Annotated in this window: 15 protein-coding genes; 10 read left to right on the top strand and 5 right to left on the bottom strand. The window is 57.1% G+C overall.

Features of this window, described 5'->3' with window-relative positions:
* Nucleotides 1-168: 168 nt before the first annotated feature.
* Nucleotides 169-2,124, bottom strand: a complete 1,956-nt coding sequence (acs, locus tag QMX86_RS23675) for an acetate--CoA ligase (protein ID WP_186551463.1) — start codon at nucleotides 2,122-2,124, stop codon at nucleotides 169-171.
* A gap of 423 nt (nucleotides 2,125-2,547) precedes the next feature.
* Between acs and QMX86_RS23670 the strand changes: the two genes are divergently transcribed.
* From QMX86_RS23670 to QMX86_RS23655, 4 genes are all read left to right on the top strand, one after another.
* Nucleotides 2,548-2,808 (top strand): DUF2790 domain-containing protein, encoded by a 261-nt coding sequence (locus QMX86_RS23670; RefSeq protein WP_007912695.1) that lies wholly within the window; start codon nucleotides 2,548-2,550, stop codon nucleotides 2,806-2,808.
* A gap of 550 nt (nucleotides 2,809-3,358) precedes the next feature.
* On the top strand, nucleotides 3,359-4,609 hold the full coding sequence (locus QMX86_RS23665; RefSeq protein ID WP_039757978.1) for a ribonucleotide-diphosphate reductase subunit beta: 1,251 nt from the start codon (nucleotides 3,359-3,361) through the stop codon (nucleotides 4,607-4,609).
* 227 nt (nucleotides 4,610-4,836) lie between these two features.
* Nucleotides 4,837-5,550 carry an HNH endonuclease signature motif containing protein gene (locus tag QMX86_RS23660; RefSeq protein ID WP_282386026.1) on the top strand — a complete coding sequence of 238 codons (714 nt, stop codon included), beginning with the start codon at nucleotides 4,837-4,839 and terminating at the stop codon, nucleotides 5,548-5,550.
* Between the two features lie 231 nt (nucleotides 5,551-5,781).
* The gene (locus QMX86_RS23655; protein WP_282386024.1) at nucleotides 5,782-6,768 is read left to right on the top strand and encodes a hypothetical protein; all 987 of its coding nucleotides are present in this window, start codon (nucleotides 5,782-5,784) and stop codon (nucleotides 6,766-6,768) included.
* A gap of 3 nt (nucleotides 6,769-6,771) precedes the next feature.
* Here the strand turns inward: QMX86_RS23655 and QMX86_RS23650 are convergent, their stop codons facing one another.
* From QMX86_RS23650 to QMX86_RS23640, 3 genes are all read right to left on the bottom strand, one after another.
* Complete coding sequence (locus tag QMX86_RS23650) at nucleotides 6,772-7,962, bottom strand: hypothetical protein (RefSeq protein WP_282386023.1); 1,191 nt, start codon at nucleotides 7,960-7,962, stop codon at nucleotides 6,772-6,774.
* Nucleotides 7,963-8,087: 125 nt separating this feature from the next.
* Nucleotides 8,088-9,338, bottom strand: a complete 1,251-nt coding sequence (locus QMX86_RS23645) for a hypothetical protein (RefSeq protein ID WP_223630880.1) — start codon at nucleotides 9,336-9,338, stop codon at nucleotides 8,088-8,090.
* A complete protein-coding gene (locus QMX86_RS23640) occupies nucleotides 9,326-10,141 on the bottom strand; it encodes a sulfite exporter TauE/SafE family protein (protein ID WP_282386021.1) in 816 nt (271 codons plus the stop codon). Before QMX86_RS23640 ends, QMX86_RS23645 begins: the two co-directional genes overlap by 13 nt.
* A 112-nt stretch (nucleotides 10,142-10,253) precedes the next feature.
* Here QMX86_RS23640 and QMX86_RS23635 point away from each other — a divergent pair, with 112 nt between their 5' ends.
* From QMX86_RS23635 to QMX86_RS23620, 4 genes are all read left to right on the top strand, one after another.
* Nucleotides 10,254-11,021, top strand: coding sequence for a helix-turn-helix transcriptional regulator (locus QMX86_RS23635; protein ID WP_282386020.1), 768 nt, complete (start codon nucleotides 10,254-10,256; stop codon nucleotides 11,019-11,021).
* A gap of 93 nt (nucleotides 11,022-11,114) precedes the next feature.
* A complete protein-coding gene (locus QMX86_RS23630) occupies nucleotides 11,115-11,432 on the top strand; it encodes an XRE family transcriptional regulator (protein WP_243240889.1) in 318 nt (105 codons plus the stop codon).
* A gap of 62 nt (nucleotides 11,433-11,494) precedes the next feature.
* Nucleotides 11,495-11,842, top strand: a complete 348-nt coding sequence (locus tag QMX86_RS23625) for a type II toxin-antitoxin system RelE/ParE family toxin (RefSeq protein WP_262136717.1) — start codon at nucleotides 11,495-11,497, stop codon at nucleotides 11,840-11,842.
* Nucleotides 11,832-12,149: a helix-turn-helix transcriptional regulator gene (locus QMX86_RS23620; protein ID WP_122602120.1), complete on the top strand. Its 318-nt coding sequence runs from the start codon at nucleotides 11,832-11,834 to the stop codon at nucleotides 12,147-12,149. Before QMX86_RS23625 ends, QMX86_RS23620 begins: the two co-directional genes overlap by 11 nt.
* Nucleotides 12,150-12,159: 10 nt before the next feature.
* On the opposite strand, the gene QMX86_RS23615 is transcribed toward QMX86_RS23620, so the two are convergent.
* Entirely contained in the window at nucleotides 12,160-13,215 is a 1,056-nt protein-coding gene (locus tag QMX86_RS23615) for an MBL fold metallo-hydrolase (RefSeq protein WP_282386011.1), read from the bottom strand.
* 211 nt (nucleotides 13,216-13,426) lie between these two features.
* Between QMX86_RS23615 and QMX86_RS23610 the strand changes: the two genes are divergently transcribed.
* Together QMX86_RS23610 and QMX86_RS23605 are read left to right on the top strand one after the other, a co-directional pair.
* On the top strand, nucleotides 13,427-14,035 hold the full coding sequence (locus QMX86_RS23610) for a TetR/AcrR family transcriptional regulator (RefSeq protein WP_122507664.1): 609 nt from the start codon (nucleotides 13,427-13,429) through the stop codon (nucleotides 14,033-14,035).
* A gap of 232 nt (nucleotides 14,036-14,267) precedes the next feature.
* Entirely contained in the window at nucleotides 14,268-15,587 is a 1,320-nt protein-coding gene (locus QMX86_RS23605) for a PAS domain-containing methyl-accepting chemotaxis protein (RefSeq protein WP_282386007.1), read from the top strand.
* The last annotated feature ends 73 nt before the right edge of the window (nucleotides 15,588-15,660 follow it).

Below are 15,660 nucleotides of genomic sequence, written 5' to 3'. Positions count from 1 at the left end.
TCTGACAGATCGCCTTCGCGAGCAGGCTCGCTCCCACATTTGAAATGCGCCCACTTCCTTGTGGGAGCGAGCCTGCTCGCGAAGAGGCCAGCCCGATCGACACAAATCCACCAGACACAAAAAAGCCCCATCCGGCATCACCGGACAGGGCTCCTATGCTTCTAACGCTTAAGCAACATTCATGGTCTTGTGCGTATCAATCAAATGCTGCACCACACCCGGATCCGCCAGGGTCGAGATGTCGCCCAGCCCATCATATTCCGCCGTGGCAATCTTGCGCAGGATGCGGCGCATGATCTTGCCCGAACGGGTCTTCGGCAGCCCCGGTGCCCACTGGATCACGTCCGGCGAAGCGATCGGGCCGATTTCCTTGCGCACCCAGTTCTTCAGCTCCAGACGCAGTTGCTCGGTCGGCTCCTCGCCATTCTTCAAGGTCACGTAGACATAGATGCCCTGCCCCTTGATGTCATGCGGCACACCCACCACCGCAGCTTCGGCCACCTTCGGATGCGCGACCATCGCGCTTTCGATCTCGGCGGTGCCCATGCGGTGGCCGGAAACGTTGAGCACGTCGTCCACGCGCCCGGTGATCCAGTAGTAACCGTCGGCATCGCGACGCGCGCCGTCACCGGTGAAGTACATGCCACGGAAGGTCTTGAAGTAGGTATCGACGAAACGATCGTGATCGCCGTACAGCGTACGCGCCTGACCCGGCCACGAATCGAGAATCACCAGATTGCCCTCGGCCTCGCCCTCGATGATGTTGCCGAGGTTGTCGACCAGCGCCGGCACCACCCCGAAGAACGGACGCGCCGCCGAACCCGGCTTCAGCGCGTGAGCACCCGGCAGCGGGCTCATCATGTTGCCGCCGGTTTCGGTCTGCCACCAGGTATCGACGATCGGGCAACGCGACTTGCCGACATTCTTGTAGTACCAGTCCCAGGCTTCCGGGTTGATCGGCTCGCCCACCGAACCGAGCAGACGCAGGCTGCTGCCATCGGCGCCTTCCACGGCAGCCTGACCCGAGGCCATCATCGCGCGGATCGCGGTCGGCGCGGTGTAGAGGATGTTGACCTTGTGCTTGTCGATGATCTTCGCCACCCGGGTGATATCCGGGTAGTTCGGCACACCCTCGAACAGCAGGGTGGTCGCGCCGTTGGCCAGCGGGCCGTAGACGATGTAACTGTGGCCGGTGACCCAGCCGACGTCGGCGGTGCACCAGTAGATTTCGCCCGGACGGTAGTCGAACACGCGTTCGTGGGTCATCGCCGCATACAGCAGATAACCGCCGGTGGTGTGCTGCACGCCCTTCGGCTTGCCGGTGGAGCCGGAGGTATAAAGGATGAACAACGCTTCTTCGGCGCCCATCTCTTTCGGCGCGCAAACGGTGCCCGCGACCTTCATCAGGTCTTCGTACCAGATGTCGCGATGCTGGTTCCACTTGATGTCGCCACCGGTACGCTTGCACACGATGACTTTCTGGATGCTGCTGGTTTCCGGGTTGGTCAGGGCGTCGTCAACGTTGGCCTTGAGGGAAATCTTCTTGCCGGCACGGATGCCTTCGTCAGCGGTGATCACCACTTTCGAACGGCAGTCGATGATGCGACCGGCCAGCGCTTCCGGCGAGAAACCGCCGAACACCACCGAATGAATCGCGCCGATCCGGGTGCAGGCCAGCATGGCGACCACGGCTTCGGGAATCATCGGCATGTAAATGGTCACCACGTCGCCACGGTGCACGTCCTGACCACGCAGGGCGTTGGCCAGTTTGCACACTTGCTCGTGCAGTTCGCGGTAGGTGATGTTGCGGCTTTCGGAAGGATCGTCGCCTTCCCAGATGATCGCGACTTGATCGCCGCGCTCGGCCAGATGACGGTCGAGGCAGTTATAGGAAACGTTCAGGGTGCCGTCGGCAAACCACTTGATGTCGACATGGTGATCGTCGAACGACGTCTGCTTCACCGTGGTGAAAGGCTTGATCCAGTCCAGACGCTTGGCTTGCTCGCGCCAGAAGCCGTCAGGGTTGACGACCGACTGCTGGTACATGGCTTTGTAGGTCGCCTCGTCAGTCAGCGTGTTTGCCAGAACCTCGGGACGAACGGGATACAGAGAAGCCGCACTCATCTTTCCTACCTCGGTGTAATAGTTGTTTTTGTATGACCCCGTTGTAGCCGGGTGGGGGCCATAGAACCATTCGACGATGGTAGTAACAAGCCCCTACAAAATGTCCGCATTCCATGTGGGAGCTGGCTTGCCAGCGATGCAGTCAACGCGGTCCGTCAGGCAAACCCCATCCGGCCGGACACCAAGACCTCAATCGATTGTTACCAAATCTATCAAAAGTGTTTATCAAAACCGCCCCTGTTTACCTGCATCCCACCGCCCTAAAATTCACCTCGCCAACAAGGCAACCGCGATTAACAAAGTTACAGCCCCCACGAAGGCCGTTAATCCAGCTCTCCAAGTAACGCATCAAATACTCAAGCTCCACACGCAACCCTAAAAAGGTTGCGTGACCCCACTCGACCTCAAAAAGGTGAATTAGAAATGAAAGCTTTATTGGTTCTGGCCCTCAGCAGTCTGTGCGCAACCGCCATGGCAGATGAGGTCCCGACTGATGTCGCACAGCAACAACCGGTCATCGAGGAATACACTTACTCCACGCATCTGGACATCGCCAAAGTTGTATCGATGAGCGAAGTGCCAAATGTCTGCGAAGTAGTACCGGCGAAAATGGAATACGACGACTCCAAAGGCCAACGCCACATCCTGCGCTACAGCATCATGGGCAACGGCTGCACGAACTGAATCAGACTGCACCGAATCGGATCGCTCAGCGCTACATTGAGGGTCGATTCCAGCCCGACCTCGGTCGGGCTCAGTTGTGTCTGAAGCCGTGAAAAACGCTTGCAAAACACTAGATATAGTGAAAAACCCGCTTTTCTGGCTATTTTTTAAACAAAAAAACACCTGCCAAAAAATTAACGAAAAAAAATCTGCCGGGGTCGACTCCGCGCAAAGCCCTGTAATCCCTCGGTCGGATCGAAATCCACCCCCTCCTCGGCCTCGCCATGAGCCGATTCGCCGCACCACGCCGGTAAAAATTTCCCTATAATGCCGCCCTATACGGGTCAGCAATATTCCCTTACAGGGAGCAAAAGCCATTCTGAAGCCCCGCAACAGTGCCCGACGCTGATTGCGCCCATCAGAGGCTCTCGGAACCCGTCAAAATTTCTGTTTATTTGCCTGCGTGCAGCGCTGCAAAAAACGACATCCAACGCGGCTTGTTTGGCCGTGTGAAAAACCAACCCATCAGGTTTCACACGGGCACAAGCCCTCACGCAGGAGACGACACGTCATGCTGAGCTGGGACGAATTCGATAAAGAAGACAGTGAAGTCGCAACCGTGAAAGGCGCTAACGCCGGCCACGCAAGCGAAGCCAACATGGACCGCCTCGACAACGCCGGCGGCGCCGCAGCGCTGGAAGCCCGCGCCGTCACCGCCGACGACTCGGCCGCCGTGGCCCGCGCCAAGGCTGCACTGAACTCCCTCGACGTCGCCGAAGGCCTCGCCGAACTCGAAGGCGCCTCCGCCCGTGTCGCCGTTGACGAAAAGCGCATGATCAACTGCCGCGCCGACCTCAACCAACTCGTGCCATTCAAGTACGACTGGGCCTGGCAGAAGTATCTGGACGGTTGCGCAAACCACTGGATGCCGCAAGAAGTCAACATGACCGCCGACATCGCCCTCTGGAAAAACCCGGAAGGCCTGACCGACGACGAGCGCCGCATCGTCATGCGCAACCTCGGCTTCTTCTCCACCGCCGACTCCCTGGTTGCCAACAACCTGGTCCTGGCCGTGTACCGCCTGATCACCAATCCGGAATGCCGCCAGTACATCCTGCGCCAGGCTTTCGAAGAAGCGATCCACACCCACGCCTACCAGTACTGCATCGAATCGCTGGCCATGGATGAAGGCGAAATCTTCAACATGTACCACGAGATCCCATCGGTCGCGAAAAAAGCCGCCTGGGGCCTGAAATACACTCGTTCGATCTCCGATCCGAAGTTCGAAACCGGCACCCCGGACACCGACAAAGAGCTGCTGCGCAACCTGATCGCCTACTACTGCGTGCTGGAAGGCATCTTCTTCTACTGCGGCTTCACCCAAATCCTCTCCATGGGCCGCCGCAACAAAATGACCGGCGTCGCCGAGCAGTTCCAATACATCCTGCGCGACGAATCCATGCACCTGAACTTCGGCATCGACGTGATCAACCAGATCAAAATCGAAAACCCACACTTGTGGGATGCTGAGATGAAGGAAGAAGCGACCCAGATGATCCTGCAGGGTACGCAGCTGGAGATCGAATACGCACGGGATACCATGCCTCGCGGTGTGTTGGGTATGAACGCGGCGATGATGGAGGATTATCTGAAGTTCATCGCTAACCGTCGTTTGTCGCAGATTGGTTTGAAAGAAGAGTACCCAGGGACCACCAACCCGTTCCCTTGGATGAGCGAGATTATGGACTTGAAGAAAGAGAAGAATTTCTTTGAGACTCGCGTGATCGAATACCAAACTGGTGGTGCGTTGAGCTGGGACTAATGGTCTCGCTTGGCATGATTTGACGATTGCGGTTTAAGTCGGCGAATCGAGAAAGCAAAAAAGCCCCGATCTGATCGGGGCTTTTTTATGGGCGATAAGCGGTAATTAGGTTAACGATGCATTGGTAGGATTTGGCAGGATCAGTCGCTTTTCCCTGTAGGAAATTTCCTAGACAGCAGTAATGGCCACTCAGTATCGTCCGAGGGTTTCAACCCTCGGCGACTGTCATGGTTATAGAAAAAAGTAACAGCGACTGGAGTGACGTAGAGATTCAGGCGGCGGTCGATGCCTATCTTAAGATGCTGGCACTTGAGCAGAGCGGTCAGAAATTCGTCAAGACTGAGGAAAATCGCATTTTGCGTGAAGGCCCATTAGCCGGTCGGACTAAGGGTTCCGTTGAGTTCCGGATGCAGAACATCTCTACCGTTCTGGTCGAACTGGGTCAACAGCGTATTGAAGGTTACAAACCTGCTAAGAATGTTGGGGCGAATGTAGCGCGCAGCATCCGTAAGGCGCTTGATGCTTCTACCGTCCTGACACTTGAAGATTCCAATCCAACGGCGGACGAAGCATTGCTTGAGCAACGCGCGGCTAAATTTGAGCGAAAGCAATTTGATTACGTCCCTAAGGGGATAAAAACACCGATCCAAACGACTTCCACTAGAAAGGTTTACTTTCGCGATCCTGAATTGAGGGGCTGGGTTCGTCAGCAAGCTGGTGGCAAGTGCGAAGGTTGTGGCAAAGCAGCGCCATTTGAAAAGGATGGGAAACCGTTTTTAGAAGTGCATCACGTCAAGCACCTGTCGCAAAGGGGTTCGGACCTTGAGACGAATGTTGTGGCGTTGTGTCCCAACTGTCACCAGCGTTGCCACCATTCGGATGACCGAGAGGATTTCACTGCTTGGCTTTATGCCAACGTTGGCAGACTCGAAAAGGAATAATTGCAGTTTGTCTGACTAACCTCATTTGCTGCCCAACGGGGATAAATCCCCTCACCACGATTGAAATGTGTTGCTGCCGGCCGGGAGTCGGAATTGGGTATTGAGTTGATGCCGAAAATCGCCAGCAGGCTACCTCCCACAAATCCCGCATCATCCTGAAAACAATCAGTGCAACCCGCGCCGCCTCCCGCTATTAATACCCCTCCCCCACTCAAGGATCCGAGCCCCACCATGAAATTCGATCTCGCCTACTGCCTCAGCCTCGACGACAAGTTGTCGATCTATGACGTTCGCGATCTCAATTTCGATGAGACGGTGGCCTTCGACTCTGCGAAGGAACACTTCCTGTGCCCCAACGATGCCTGTCGTTCGGCGTTCGAGGCTTCCAACGAATTGGGTACGTTCAACGCCAAGAACGTGAATTACGTGCGCACGCCGCACTTCAAGAATCTGCCCACTACGCAGCATGTGGCGGGTTGCCCGTATGTGAGTTTGAAGGCGTCGGCGTCTGGCGTTGAGACGGCGGATGGCGAGGTGGATGACGGGCGTGAGGAGCATTTCCCATCGGAGTTATTGCTGACCCGGCGTGAGTATGTACGCAAGCCTGTCACGCCAGCGGGGGCGGCGGATGTGTTGCGCGATGATCCGGTTCGGATGGTGGCAGACAGTGGTAAGGAGTCAGCGAGTCGTGAGTCGGCGCCGGATAAGACCAGTGTGTTTGCGCATCCGGTGGAGTGTTTTGTTTCCAACTTCGCCGACAAGGATTTGCTCAAGCGCATGCCGTTGAAGATTGGCGAGCATACGGCGCCGTACAGTTCGTTCTTCAAGAAGATCGAATATCTTACGGACAACAAGGGGCTGATCTACTGGGGGCGGATCAAGAAGATCGAGGACTTCCACAGTGCCAGTTTTCGGATCGATTTCGAGGACAAGGTCTGGTTCAAGAAGCCCGAGGACAGTAAGAAGAAGCCGTATCCGGTCAGCGTTTATCTGAACAAGAAGCTGATCGACAACTACCGCAAGCGCAAGGCGTTTCTGGAAGAGATCAAGCACGCGGTGGATAGCGACAAGGCGTTGTTCTGTTTCTTCTATGGGGTGACGCCGGAGTTGAAGCAGGTACCCGGCAAGAAGAACCCCGAAAAACCTTTCGAGGTCTTCAATGCCAATATCGAGAACCTGGATCACTTCATTATTCGTGAAGCGCCGGGGTTGGAGTGATGGCTAGCCTTGGGGCAGTTGCAGTTTTACGGCGCCAGGGTGTTGTTTGACTAGGGAGTACGGCAGGATCGACCAGTCAGGTCTATCGCAAGAGCGTTGCACGCGAGCGAAGTACGCGCCGAGGTACAAGCCCTTCTCGGTGAAGTACCAAGGTGAAGTCCCCCAGATGCTTTCGTCCTGGAAGTTGCAGTCGTCATCTCCCGTCGGTGTCTTCATTTCATTGGGGTACAGGGCCGTGAATTGTTTGATCACCCACGGCACCAACTCTTTGCTTACGTACTGATAGCGCGCGTTACTTTCGTACTTGCTCAGAGGTTCGTCGCCCAAGCTGTCGCGTTCGGCATGTAAAAGTGGTTTGCCCTCACCGACCCACAGCACATCTTCGAGGGACAGCGGGTGGCCGGTTTTGACGTCAATGTTGAGCGGTGAATCGCCGAAGTCTGGATGCGCGCCGCCGCAGTAATAGCTGGTCGAGATGTTCAGGCTGACCACGGCTGGCGAGATCATTTTCGGTTGCACCTGTTGCATAAATTCGACGTTTTCGCCGCCCTGCAGCTGGCAGCCGTGGTAACTGATGACTTCATTCCAGAGGCGTCCAAGCAACTGCTGGTTAACCCGTTGCTGATCATCTTTCGACAATCCGGACTCCACGCTGAACAGGGAAATCTTTGTCTCAGGCTCTGTCCACCATTGCAGGTCGTAGCCCATGAAGTTTTCTTTCTTCGCCGGTTTCAGTTTGAGTCCCTGCAGGCGCAAATACTCGTAAGGCTCGCTGTAGGGCAAAGCAGCAATGAACGGCAAAGTTGATGAGGTGGGGGCGGTAAGTCTGGCCTCGATGAGTTTCACTGGCAGCTTCTTGCCCTGCGGACTTTTCCATTCGCCCTGCCAGCCGCTGCCGGTTTCTTCAAGTTCCAACGTTGACAGCGGCTTGTCGTCACCATAGCGATTATTGCCCTCGGTCAAGGTCAGCGTGCTGTTCTGCAACGCGCCACTGAGCGGCAAATCACGATGGTATTTTTCGTAGAAGTACCGACCGGTTACTTCGTCCTGCTGCGTGATATTGAGCTCTACGACGATCGGCATTTTGCCCAACGTGCCGGTGAACACGCGTCGGCCATCATCGGCGTGGACACTTGGAATCAGCGAGAACAGCACAGCAGCGCATGGCGCCAGGCGCATCAGTCCCTTGAGCATTGATCGTTCCTTGAAAGAGTCAGAGGTCGCGCCGGCATTTGAGGGCCGGCGCGGATAAATTCGCGGCGATTATGGCGGGGTTGTGGTCGGGAATCGAGGGGCTGCGCATGAAAGTAAACGCGACATCAAGGCAGTTGCAGTGCAACCCCGCCCGGATGTTGTTTGACGATTGTGTACGGCAGAACGCTCCAGTCGACGAATCCGCAGACCGCCGCGACGTGGGGAAATGATGGCTCGAGCTTGATGCCCAGTTCCGTGAAGTGCCAACCGGGAAATTGCCAGGGATAACTCTCGTCGTAGTTGCAGTCGTTTTCGCCTTCGGGGGTAACGGTCATTTCACTGGAGTAGAGTTTCAGCAGCTGCGCGACCAGCCAGGGTGCCAGTTCCTCACTGCGGTAGTTAGACCAGGAATCAGACGAGCCGGACGCCTCCCCGCCGAAGTCGCCCTCTCGTTGGAAATGCAATGGCTTGCCCTGCCCCACCCACAAAACATCATCAAGGGTCAGGAGTCTGCCTGTTTTAGTGTCGAAGTTGAGCGCATCCTGGCTTTGATCCGGATAGGCACCGCCGCAGAAATAATCTGATGAAATTAGAACACTCATCACTGTTGACGACATCCACAGTGGTTGGCTCGACTGCGCGTAACTGCCTGAACATCCATAAGACGACAATACCTCGCTCCACAAACGCGCCATCAATTGTTGGTTGATGCGTCGACGCTCTTCAAGGGAATAACCCGAGACCACTTCAAACAGAGAAGTGCCTGTCTTCGGCTCGCTCCACCACTGCAGCGTGTAGCCCATGAAGGTGTCGATGTTGCCTTTTTTGAGTGTGACGCCCTGCAGCCGCAGGTATTCATAAGGGTACTTGTCGTGAAGTGTGGTGAAAAAGGGCAAGGCATCATCCGCTACATCGGGGATGACGGCTGGCTGTAACTTGATCTTCAGGCTTTTCCCAGCGGTGCTCGTCCACTCGCCATACCAACCATCAGTTGTCGGCCGCAGACGCAAGGTCGGGCGTGAGTCGTCTATCCGCGAGCCTTCTTCCAGCACAAGCGTTTCCCCGTCCAGAGCACCGTCGAGTGGTAGATCCTTGCGGTACTTCTTGTAAAAGTAACGTCCCTCTCCGGTACGAGGATTTATTTCGAGGACGATAGACGATTTACCCAACGTGCCGGTGAACAACTGCGCGCCGGTCTCGGCCCAAGTTGCCGTCGAGACAAAAGAACCCGTTAGAAGAAAAACAGCAAAAAGACGTAACAGTCCTCGGTACATCACTTCATCCTTGAATAAGCGAGCAACTGCCCGCGAAAGTAGCTGCGGATTATGGCGAGCTTGCGCGCTGGAATCGAGCGCCGTCGCGCTCAGCTCAAGCACATGCTGATCATCACCACCATAAGTAAACCGATGTACACGCGCGCATGCAGCCGATCCGGTATCCGCCCAATCCATCGCGCAGCCAATCTGATCCCCAGCAACGAACCAACCGTCAGCAGCGCAAACGCCAGGACATCGACATACCCGATATACCAAACGCCCAGATCAGCCCCGGTGAAACCGGCCAGCGCCATGTAGGTCAGCGTCCCGGCCAACGCTACCGGTACGCTGAGCGGATTGGCCATGGAGGTCGCTTGCGACATGGTCAGCCCGCAGCGGCGCAGCAGCGGAACGGTCATGACGCTTCCTCCTACACCGAGAAACGTCGCGATGGCGCCGATGCCTACGCCGCCGGCGGATGTTTCCGTCGTGGTCAGTCGCCGTGGGAATGTGGTTTGGGACTGTGTGAGAAATCCTCGGCGCAGCAGGCAATCGACGATGGTCACGCCCAGGTAGGCGATGAAGGCGTAGCGGATCACTTGGCCGCTGACCCACATCGCAGCGATGGCGCCGACGACCGCGCCCACGCCGATAACCCCGGCCAATGGCCAGAGGTAGTCCCGGAGCAGATTGCCCGCGCGTTGGTGTTTGCGTGTGGCGATCAGGGCGTTGACGATCATCACGCAGGTCGAGGTGGCCACGGCGATGTGCATGGCCGATTGCGCGATGGGGTCGTCGGCTGCATGGCTGGCGGTGAGCATGCGATAGAGCAGCGGCACGATGACGAAGCCGCCGCCGAAACCGAAGAGCACGGCGCTGATGCCGGTGAGGCAACCGAACAGCGTAAGCAGGAGGTAGAACATGGTGGGCGTCCAGGATCGGGGGAGCCCAGGACATTAGAGCGTGATTCACTGGCCGGCTTCAGTAGTTGGGCCAATAATGTTCGCGTTTACGCCAATCGCTGGAACACGCCTGATGCGCAATATTTCGATCAATCAGCTCGATGACACGCCTCGCCCGGTCGTGGCCATCGGTACCGATTATTCCCACGGCCGCCTACTCCCGTTTCATACGCATCGCCGTGGGCAATTACTTTACGGCGCCACCGGCGTGATGCAAGTCAGCACTCGGAACGGTAATTGGGTGGTGCCGCCGCAACGCGCGGTGTGGATTCCGCCGGGCGTGGCCCATGAGGTGTTGATGCTCGGGGTGAGCACGCGCAGTGTGTATATCGAACCGGGCAAGGTGGATCTGGGGCCAGACTGCCAAGTGCTCAATGTGTCGCCGCTGCTGCGGCATTTGCTGATGGAAGCGGTGGACGTGCCACTGATGTACGACCAGGCCGGACGCGACGGTGTGCTGATCAACTTGCTCTTGCATGAACTGGCACGCAGCGCGCCCCTTGCCCTACACATTCCCATGCCCGCCGAAGGAAAGCTCCTCAGTCTGTGTCAGACCTTTCTGAACATGCCCAACACCCATCAATCCCCGCAGGATTGGGCCGATCAGTTACACATAAGCTTGCGTACCTTTAACAGATTGTTTCGGCAGCAGACCGGGCTCAGCTTTCGTCAGTGGCGCCAGCAGGCGTGCGTCGTGCAGGCGTTGGCACGGTTGGCGGCGGGGGAAGCGGTGACGCGGATTGCCCTGGACTTCGGCTACGAGAGCCCGGCGGCGTTTTCGACGATGTTTCGGCGAGTGCTGGGACAGGCACCGTCCGTCTGGTTGGAGCCGACGAACTAGGCAAACTCGAAAAATGCATTTGATCCCGGCCGAAAACAACTGTACAAAAACACAGTACATTTTCAATCAGCACTTTTGAGCCCGGAGCACACCATGGCCTCTCTTGCGATGAACCACGTCCTCGAACGCATTGCCCTTTTCCAGTTCACCCCGACCCACTGCGTCCAGGCCCGCGCCATGCTGGGCTGGAGCATTGAACAACTGTCGCGCGAGGCCGAGGTGGCGGTGGCAGATATCCAGCGGTTCGAAGCGCAGCAGGACGTGGCGGACGCCGCGAGACTGGCACTGGCTTATCGGTTCGAAGCGCAGGGGTTGGTGTTCTTCCCGGGGTTTGCACCGGGGCGCAGTGTCAGGGCGCAGGCTATGGCTGGGGAATCGGTGGGGCGTGGGGATTTTGCGATGGCTGACTGAAATGGCAATTTGATAATTATCCCAAAATAGGTATATTTCGCATGAGTGCAAGGAAGCCGCTTATGTGGGTCTGCAGTAGTAAAAAAGATCTCAAGCAGATGCCCACAGAGGTACAAGACGTTTTTGGTCACGCACTGGATCTGGCTCAATGTGGCCTGAAGTATTCAGATGCAAAACCATTGAAAGGGTTCGGAGGCGCAGGTGTCCTGGAGTTGATAGAAGATTTCGACACCGACACCTACCGCGCCATTTATACGGTTCGTTTTGGCAGTGCAATTTACGTTTTGCACTGCTTTCAGAAAAAGTCGAAAAGCGGGATTAAAACCGCCCAGTCGGACATTGATCTGATCAGAAACAGACTTCGAGCCGCCCAGGAACATGCGAAAGGATCAGAAAACCATGGAGATTGAAGTAGGTAGCGGAAACGTCTATCACGATCTGGACTTACCCAATGCAAGTGAAATGCAGGTGAAGTCGCAGCTCGCAGCGAAAATTGGCGCAATCATTAAGGCGCGTCATCTCACTCAGATTCAGGCGTCAGAAATCTTGGGACTATCACAACCCAAGCTTTCCGAAATGTTGCGTGGCAAATTTCGCGGAATCAGTGAGGCCAAAATGATGGAATGCCTTTCACGTCTCGGACGAGATGTGCAAATTGTAGTCAAATCGGCCCCCCGATCACGGAAAGAGGGCCGTATTGAGGTGGTATTCGCTTGAGGCGAACGCGTCAGGCATTCTGAGCAAGCGCCTCCCCCTCCTCTTCAACCGCCATCCACCACGCACTCCCCCGTTGTGGATGCGTAAGGCTGAACGCCTCCCCCATCCGCGGTGTGGTAATCGCAATACTGCGTTCCCACGCGAGGGCAAGGATGCGGTCGAACGGTTCATGCCAGGCGTGCATGGCCAGGTCGAAGGTGCCGTTGTGGATCGGGAAGAGCCAGCGGCCCTTAAGATCGATGTGGGCTTGCAGGGTTTCTTCCGGTTGCATGTGCACGTGCGGCCATTCGACGTTGTAGGCGCCGGTCTCCATCAGGGTCAGGTCGAACGGGCCGTATTGTTCGCCGATGCGTTTGAAGCCGTCGAAGTAACCGCTGTCGCCGCTGAAGAAGATTCGTGTGTCGGCATCGATCATGACCCATGACGCCCACAGCGTGCTGTTGCCGTCGAACAGGCCACGGCCGGAGAAGTGCTGCGATGGGGTGGCGACGAAGCGGATACCGGCGATTTCGGTGCCCTGCCACCAGTCGTACTGGCGCACCTTGCTGGCGTCGATGCCCCATTTGATCAGGGTGTCGCCCACGCCCAGCGGGGTCAGGAAGTACGTGGTTTTGTTGGCGAGTTTGAGTACCGCTTCGTAGTCGAGATGGTCGTAATGATTGTGGGAGAGGATCACCGCTTCGATCGGTGGCAACTCGTCAATGCTGATCGGCGGTTGGTGGAAGCGTTTCGGGCCAGCCCATTGCACTGGCGAGGCGCGCTCGGCGAAGACCGGGTCGGTGATCCAGAATTTGTCACGCAGCTTCAGCAACAGCGTCGAGTGCCCCAAGCGGTAAACGCTGTGATTGGGCGCTGCGAGCAGATCTTCACGGGTCAGCGGCTGCACAGGAATGGCGGCGCTCGGACGGGTGTCGCGCGGTTTGTGGAAAATCATGTTCCACATGATCCGCAGCATTTTGCGTACCCCTTCGCGCTGCACCGGCGCATGATTGCGAAACAGCCCTTGAGCCTGGCGCGAGGCTTCAGGCGTGGGTGTGTTGTCCGGGAGAGAGACTGGATTGGCCATGACTGAACGACTCCGAAAAACCGTGTACTGCACGGTATTCCACGGGAAATGAAAATGGCCAAGCTGCACGCAAAGGCCAAACGCTCTGGTTTGTAAGGTGCGAGGATTAACGCAACATTACACTGAGCGGTGTAGTTTCTAGGTTGCATCAAAGCCGGCGCCAAGTAAACTGCCGAGTGTAATTTCCCCCCTTCTCTGCCGAAGTCCGCTCATGACCGCTCCACAACGCCTCACCGACCGCAAACGCGAAGCCATCATCCAGGCAGCGATCGCCGAATTCCGTGCCCACGGGTTCGAAATCACCAGCATGGACAAGATCGCCGCCACGGCCGGCGTGTCGAAGCGAACGGTGTACAACCACTTCCCGAGCAAGGAAGAGCTGTTCGCCGAGATCCTTAATCAGTTGTGGGCGCGGATCATTGCCGAGCCGTCGGTGATCTACGATCGCGAGCAACCGCTGCATGAGCAGCTGCGCCTGATGCTGCGAGAAAAAGTGCAGATGATGGCTGACGAGAATTTTCTCACCCTCGCCCGGGTGGCGATTGCCGCAACCATTCATTCCCCCGAACGTGCGCAGAACATGATCGAGCGCATGGGCGAGCGCGAGGAAGGCCTGACCGTCTGGATACGCGCGGCGCAAGCCGACGGACGGCTCAAGCCGGTGGATCCAGAATTTGCCGCGCATCAAGTACAAGGTTTGCTCAAGGCATTCGCGTTCTGGCCGCAGATCTCGCTGGGTCGCGCGGCCCTTGATCCAGACGCGCAGAATGCAGTTGCCGAGTCGGCGCTGGAGATGTTCCTGGCACTGTATCAGCGGTGAATCACCGGCTCGTCGAGCCGTGTACAACTAATCTCGTGAAAAGTTATACAAACTTGTGAAAAATTCCTTTCTTGTACAACTTTATTAAGTTTTGTATAAGTAGCCATCTGCCAGTAACGGAACGCTGGCATTGAGCAGTCACCACCGAATGCCGTCCGTGCATTTCGGTCTGCCGGCGCAGGAATAGGGACTGAATCCTTTTGATTTTCCCCACTTCCCGAGTATCGCAAGCATGTTTTTCAATCGCCAGAAAGCCGCCCTCGCTGAACTGCAACACACCGTTTTTGACCAAGCTGCGATGCTCGAAGCGATCAACCGTTCGATGGCGGTGATCGAATTCGATCTTGATGGCGTGGTGTTGCGTGCCAATGACAATTTCCTCAAGACCATGGGTTACACGGCTGCCCAGGCGATCGGCCAGCCGCACCGGCATTTCTGCACACCAGAGTTCGGTCGCAGTGCCCAGTACACTGAGCTGTGGTCACGCCTGAAAAACGGTCAGTTCCAGTCCGGCACCTTTGAACGGGTCAACAGCAAAGGCCAGCCGATCTGGCTGGAGGCCAGTTACAACCCGATCAAGGATGCGTCGGGACGGGTGATCAAAGTGGTCAAGTACGCGATGGATGTCACCGCCAAGGTGCAGCAGGAGAACGAGGCCAACGCCAAGCTGCAGGCGATCGATCGCGCGATGGCGGTGATCGAGTTCGATCTCGACGGCAACATTCTTACCGCCAACCAGAATTTTCTCACGCGCATGGGTTACAGCCTCGCAGAGCTCAAGGGCCAGCATCACCGCCTGTTCTGCACCCCGGCGCTGGTCAACAGCGGCGCCTATCAGGATTTCTGGCGGCGCCTGAATCAGGGCGAGTTCTTCCACGGACAGTTTGAGCGCGTGGATAAGCGCGGTCAGATCGTCTGGCTGGAGGCCAACTACAACCCGGTCTACGACGCTTCGGGGCGCTTGTACAAAGTCGTGAAGTTCGCGTCTGACGTTACCGCTCGTGTCGAGCAACACGAACAGGACGCACGCAGTGCCAGCACCGCTTACCACATCTCGGTAGCGACGCGAAAAGTCGCCGAGCAAGGTACGCAGGTGATTCAACAGGCTGCCAGCGAAATGCGCGAAATCGCCGAGGACATCAGCCAGTCCTCAACGCTGATCGCGCAACTGGGCGACCGCTCCGAGCAGATCACCGCCATCGTCAACACCATCCGCGCAATCGCCGATCAGACCAACCTGCTCGCCCTCAACGCCGCCATCGAAGCCGCGCGCGCCGGTGAACAGGGCCGCGGCTTTGCCGTGGTGGCCGATGAAGTACGGCAACTGGCGGCGCGCACCAGCGGCTCCACCGCCGAGATCTCCACCATGATCAGTCTGATCCAGAGCGAAACACGGCAGGCGATCAAAAGCATGCAAGGCACCCGCGACCGCGCCGCAGAAGGCGTGGAACTGGCCAATCAGGCCGGCACGGTGATTCTGCAGATTCGCGATGGCGCCAGTGAGGCGGTGGATGCGGTGAGCATGTTTGCCAATGAGCGGGTGTCGAATTGAGGTTTGTGCAGGGTCGATAGAACGAGTCGCGCCCTTCGTGGGCAAGCCCGCCCAGGTCGGCCGCCCCCCCGCA

This window comes from Pseudomonas sp. PS01270, assembly GCF_029959775.1.
Taxonomy (GTDB): Bacteria; Pseudomonadota; Gammaproteobacteria; order Pseudomonadales; family Pseudomonadaceae; genus Aquipseudomonas; species Aquipseudomonas atacamensis.
Note: the sequence above shows the minus strand (reverse complement) of the source record. Positions and strands in the feature narration are given on the sequence as shown.

Excerpts from the sequence above, each read along its gene's own strand:
- QMX86_RS23615 (WP_282386011.1), bottom strand. The coding sequence starts at position 13,215 with ATGGCCAATCCAGTCTCTCTCCCGGACAACACACCCACGCCTGAAGCC.
- QMX86_RS23640 (WP_282386021.1), bottom strand. The coding sequence starts at position 10,141 with ATGTTCTACCTCCTGCTTACGCTGTTCGGTTGCCTCACCGGCATCAGC.
- QMX86_RS23665 (WP_039757978.1), top strand. The coding sequence starts at position 3,359 with ATGCTGAGCTGGGACGAATTCGATAAAGAAGACAGTGAAGTCGCAACC.
- QMX86_RS23660 (WP_282386026.1), top strand. The coding sequence starts at position 4,837 with ATGGTTATAGAAAAAAGTAACAGCGACTGGAGTGACGTAGAGATTCAG.
- QMX86_RS23655 (WP_282386024.1), top strand. The coding sequence starts at position 5,782 with ATGAAATTCGATCTCGCCTACTGCCTCAGCCTCGACGACAAGTTGTCG.
- QMX86_RS23635 (WP_282386020.1), top strand. The coding sequence starts at position 10,254 with ATGCGCAATATTTCGATCAATCAGCTCGATGACACGCCTCGCCCGGTC.
- QMX86_RS23670 (WP_007912695.1), top strand. The coding sequence starts at position 2,548 with ATGAAAGCTTTATTGGTTCTGGCCCTCAGCAGTCTGTGCGCAACCGCC.
- QMX86_RS23620 (WP_122602120.1), top strand. The coding sequence starts at position 11,832 with ATGGAGATTGAAGTAGGTAGCGGAAACGTCTATCACGATCTGGACTTA.
- QMX86_RS23625 (WP_262136717.1), top strand. The coding sequence starts at position 11,495 with ATGTGGGTCTGCAGTAGTAAAAAAGATCTCAAGCAGATGCCCACAGAG.
- acs (WP_186551463.1), bottom strand. The coding sequence starts at position 2,124 with ATGAGTGCGGCTTCTCTGTATCCCGTTCGTCCCGAGGTTCTGGCAAAC.
- QMX86_RS23605 (WP_282386007.1), top strand. The coding sequence starts at position 14,268 with ATGTTTTTCAATCGCCAGAAAGCCGCCCTCGCTGAACTGCAACACACC.
- QMX86_RS23650 (WP_282386023.1), bottom strand. The coding sequence starts at position 7,962 with ATGCTCAAGGGACTGATGCGCCTGGCGCCATGCGCTGCTGTGCTGTTC.
- QMX86_RS23610 (WP_122507664.1), top strand. The coding sequence starts at position 13,427 with ATGACCGCTCCACAACGCCTCACCGACCGCAAACGCGAAGCCATCATC.
- QMX86_RS23630 (WP_243240889.1), top strand. The coding sequence starts at position 11,115 with ATGGCCTCTCTTGCGATGAACCACGTCCTCGAACGCATTGCCCTTTTC.